Here is a 3,385-nt window from a genome sequence, read left to right on the forward strand (position 1 = left end):
CGTCCGCGCCTCCCAACCCGGCACTCGCCGATATCTCCGAACCGCTCGACGGTGTGTTCCGGATAGAAACCCATCCGCGTTCGGCGAACACGGCACTGGTCGTCGACAAGATCCGTTCGGTGTACCCGCACCAGCAGATCTACGGAAAGTTCTGTCCCGTCCAGGGTTACGTCGATGCACCGCCTCGCGAATTGTACGAGTGGCTGGCCGATACCCGATCGCTGGAGGAATGGACGTACAGCACCAGAGGATTCAGCCGCGACACTGATTCCGGCCTGTGGGTGGGTTACGACATGCTCAACGCCGACACCAAGATCTACGTGCGCACCGAGGCCAATCCTGATGCCATGACCGTCGACTATCACTGTGCCTGGGATCAGGGTGAGCACCTGTGGATGATCTACCTTATGCGGGTGGTCGACGCCCAGATCGTGCTGAACAAGCCGGGTTCGGTGGTGTTGTGGAACAACTGCCGGCATCCCTTCTACGACGACAATCCGTTCCCCGACACCGCGCCGCCGGAGCGTGAGGAATGGGTGGGCGACCTGTGGGACATGTTCTGGGCGGGGCACCAGGTCGAACTCGACAACCTGACCGCCATCGCCGAGTTCCGGCACCACAACGGCCTTCCGCTGACCCCTGATTGGATGCGCACATGAGCACTACACCCACCGTCCGGCTGGCCGACCTGGCCACCTATCGACCCGAAAACAGGGTTCCCGCAGACTATTTCGCCCAGTTCGCGGAGACCGACGAACTGGCCGGGAACGTGATGTTCCGATCACCCTCGTTCCGTCACCACGCGGCCGACGGCGAGACCTCGGCCGACATGATCGTCACGGCGGCAAAGACTCTCACCGACCGCCATGGCGCCGACTATCTCGACGACGTCGACGTGGTGCTCACCCACAGTCAGCTTCCGGAGGTTCCGGTGCGTGGCTGCGTCGGCGAGGTGGCGCACCGGCTCGGGTTGCGGCCGGAAGTGGTGCTCGATGTCCACAACGGTGGATGCGCCGCATTCATCCTTCTCGTCGAACTGGCGGGCGATCTGCTGCGGGCACGCGGAGCCCGCAAAGCACTGATCGGGCTGGCACAGAACAGTGCCGGGCAGATCTTCGTGCAGGAACAGGTGCGTGGAAAGGCCCAGGCGTCCATTCCCGGTGACGGTGCGGCGGTCGCGGTGCTCACTCTCTCGGAAGTGGGAAGTCCCGTCCTGGACACGGTGTGCCGCTCGTACGGCCAGTATTCGGCCGACATGACCGCGGTCTCCTCGCCCGAACGCAAGTACTGGGAGGCCGGGCCTGGCCAGATCCACGTCGGGTTCACCGAGGCCAAGATCGCGAAAGTGCTGGCCCGCGGAAACCGGCTGGTGCCCGAGGTCGCGTACGAGGTCGCCGGCCACATCGGGGTGCAGACCCGTGATCTCGACGCGTTCATCACCAATCAACCAAACCGCATCTTCCTGCGGAACTGGCGTGAGGCCCTGGAACTTCCGGAGGAGCGCCACCCCGACACGTTCGACGAGTGCGGAAACCTGTTCGCCGTCGGCATCCCGATGACACTGGATGCCGCGGTGGCCGACGGCCGGATCACCGACGGAGATGTGGTGTTGATGGCGGCGTTCGCCCACGCGGGTGATTTCGCCGCCGCGGGCGCCATCCGCTGGGCCGGCCGGTCGTGAGCGGGCCACTACGCCATCCCGGCGACCCCCCGCTGGTGGCTCGTTGCGATCTCAACGAATCCGCCTATCCGCCGTTACCGGCGGTCGCGACCGCGCTCGCCGAGCAGGCTCGTCGTGCACACCGCTATCCCGAGTTCCTCCCGGACACTCTGCGCGCGGCGATCGCAACGCATCTGGGTGTCGACCCGGCCGCGGTGACTGTGGGCGCCGGCGGCACCGCCGTTGCGTTCACGATCCTGCAAGATTGCCTTACTCGCACCAGAACTCGGCGGCCGAGGATCTCCACCCCGGTACCGACGTTCGACGGCTTCGCGATCCTCGCCCGGATGCTCGGCGCGACGATCGATCCGTCTCCGCTGACGCCGTCAGGGATTCCCGACCTCGATGCTCTCCTCGCGGGTATCGGCCCCGATACAGCCGCCGTGATCCTGTGTTCTCCGCACAATCCGACCGGTGCGATCATCGGCAATGCCGAGCTACGCGCATTCTTGCGCGCAGTCCCCGCCGGTATTCGCGTGATCCTCGATCAGGCGTACGTCGAATACCAGGAGAATCCACCTGACATCGCGCAATTGCTGGGGGTGAATCCGGATCTTGTTGTGCTCCGCACATTCTCGAAGGCATATGGTCTTGCCGGCGTCCGAGCGGGTTACGCATTCGGCCTACCGGAGAGCATCGCCGGATCACGAGGCCGCGAGATTCCGTTCGCGGTGAGCGCGGCCGCAGAATGCGCGGTCCCGGTCGCGTTGGCCGCCCAGCGTGAGTTGACGTCCCGTATCGAGGCCATGCGCGCCGAACGCGACCGCCTGATCGGGGCATTGTCCGCTCTCGGCGGCACGGTTCTGCCGAGTCACGCGAACTTCGTGTACCTCCCCGGTGACGACGGCATCGCGCTCGGCCGACTGTTGCGCAGTATCGGAATCATCGGCAAGGAATGCCCGGAGCACGGCTTCCGCCTCACCGTCGCCGATATCCGAACCACCGACTACCTCGTCGACGCACTCCGCCTCACCGCCCAAACCGCCTGACGCACCGGTCGTTACTCATCCAAAGCAACATCCGAAGCAGAAACCGGCGCTGAACTGTGCCTTGTCCGGATTCGGTATCCCTGCTTTCATAGAACGACCAGCCTCAGTGTCTCCTCTGTGCCGGGGCTCTGGTCCACGAGCTGGCGGGAACAACTACGCACACTCGGAGGAAATCATGTTCTCGCATCACCATAGTTCTCTTCTCTTTCGGACCGCGAGCACAAGGACGGCGACCCGACCCATCGCACGATGGTGTGCCGCCGCCACCTGTGCCGCCGCCGTCGTCGGGCTTGTCGCCACAACCGCTCCGGCGCACGCGGCCACCCGGTCCATCACCGGGGATGCCTCGTTCGTCATCAACGACTACGAAAACTTCGGTTCGGACGAACGCTGCAACCGTGATGTCAACATCAACTTCACACTGACCTCCGGACAGACCCGCTCGAGGGTTGCCACGGCCCGATGCGGTGGAGAGATCCGCGTCGAGCTTCGCTACACGGTCCGCGAAGAGAACGGTACCGTCTACCTCACCAAAGGACGCGTCGACTTCTTCGAAGGTGACAGCGAGAACACCAACGACCTGGACGGTACGAAGCGACTCGCGGCCGACAATATGAAACCGGGCGAATCACTCACGTACCGACCATTTGTGTACAACCGTGACGAGAACGAGCCA

At 64.2% G+C, this 3,385-nt stretch carries 4 protein-coding genes; all 4 read left to right on the forward strand.

Going from position 1 to position 3,385, the window contains the following annotated elements; translation table 11 throughout:
* Nucleotides 1-32: 32 nt before the first annotated feature.
* The gene (locus tag KDB67_RS11370; RefSeq protein WP_291015807.1) at nucleotides 33-659 is read left to right on the forward strand and encodes an SRPBCC family protein; all 627 of its coding nucleotides are present in this window, start codon (nucleotides 33-35) and stop codon (nucleotides 657-659) included.
* Nucleotides 656-1,681: a 3-oxoacyl-[acyl-carrier-protein] synthase III C-terminal domain-containing protein gene (locus KDB67_RS11375; protein ID WP_291015801.1), complete on the forward strand. Its 1,026-nt coding sequence runs from the start codon at nucleotides 656-658 to the stop codon at nucleotides 1,679-1,681. Before KDB67_RS11370 ends, KDB67_RS11375 begins: the two co-directional genes overlap by 4 nt.
* A gap of 35 nt (nucleotides 1,682-1,716) precedes the next feature.
* Nucleotides 1,717-2,709 (forward strand): aminotransferase class I/II-fold pyridoxal phosphate-dependent enzyme, encoded by a 993-nt coding sequence (locus tag KDB67_RS11380; RefSeq protein WP_291015803.1) that lies wholly within the window; start codon nucleotides 1,717-1,719, stop codon nucleotides 2,707-2,709.
* Between the two features lie 175 nt (nucleotides 2,710-2,884).
* On the forward strand, nucleotides 2,885-3,385 hold a 501-nt coding region (locus KDB67_RS11385; protein ID WP_291015805.1), incomplete at its 3' end, for a hypothetical protein.

It is taken from the genome of Gordonia sp. (in: high G+C Gram-positive bacteria) (assembly GCF_020438995.1).
Taxonomy (GTDB): domain Bacteria; phylum Actinomycetota; class Actinomycetes; order Mycobacteriales; family Mycobacteriaceae; genus Gordonia.